Below are 1007 nucleotides of genomic sequence, written 5' to 3'. Positions count from 1 at the left end.
GAAACCGAGAGTAGGACAGCGTATCTCGACAACCCCCGAAGACGCAAAAGCTCCCGGCACGGGAGGCCTGCCTGCCATGGCCGGACGGAATCCGGAAAGAAGCCCGCAAGGTGCTGAGGGGGTTGCGGCGACGGCTGGGCGAACGAAATCGGAGGACTACCGGCTCATGGAGCAGGTGGTCGAACCCAGCAACATGCGACGAGCGTACAAGCGCGTCCTGAAGAACCGAGGCGCAGCGGGCGTTGATCGCCTGACGGTCGAGGAGCTGAAGGACTGGCTGTTGGTGCACTGGCCAAGTGTGAAGGCGGCACTGCTGGAGGATCGGTACCTGCCACGGGCGGTGCGCCGAGTGGACATTCCCAAGCCTAATGGCGGGGTTAGAACACTCGGCGTACCCACGGTGGTGGATCGGCTTATCCAGCAGGCGCTCCATCAAGTACTGCAACCGATCTTCGAGCCAACCTTCTCCGATGGCAGCTACGGCTTTCGTCCGCAGAGAAGTGCGCTCGATGCGGTCGTCAAGGCGAAAGAGTATGTGGCCGAAGGAAAGCACTGGGTAGTGGACATCGACCTGGAGAAATTCTTCGACCGGGTCAACCACGACGTGTTGATGGCTCGACTCGCCTATCGAGTGAGGGATGGTCGCGTACTCAAGCTGATCCGGCGCTTCTTAGAGGCGGGGATGATGGCTAATGGCGTGATTCAACCCCGCAGCGAGGGTACGCCTCAGGGTGGGCCGCTGTCCCCATTACTGTCGAATATCCTGCTGACCGATCTTGATCGAGAGCTGGAAAGGCGGCAGTTGAAGTTCTGCCGATATGCTGACGACTGCAATATCTACATCGGCAGTGAAGGCGCAGGGCAACGGGCGATGGCGAACATCAGAGCCTTCCTGGAGGGTCATCTGAAGCTACGTATCAACGAGCAGAAAAGCGCAGTAGCACGGCCTTGGAAGCGAAAGTTTCTGGGCTACGCGATTACGATCTATCGCCAAGAGACACGGGTGC

At 59.5% G+C, this 1007-nt stretch carries 1 protein-coding gene; it reads left to right on the top strand.

The annotated features are described in order from the left end of the window. Positions 1-166: 166 nt before the first annotated feature. The coding region (gene ltrA / locus CVS27_RS20445; RefSeq protein WP_207767615.1) for a group II intron reverse transcriptase/maturase at positions 167-1007 on the top strand (841 nt) is incomplete at its 3' end.

It is taken from the genome of Arthrobacter glacialis (genome assembly GCF_002909445.1).
In the GTDB taxonomy this organism is placed as follows: domain Bacteria; phylum Actinomycetota; class Actinomycetes; order Actinomycetales; family Micrococcaceae; genus Specibacter; species Specibacter glacialis.
This window is presented reverse-complemented; position numbering and strand designations above follow the sequence as displayed.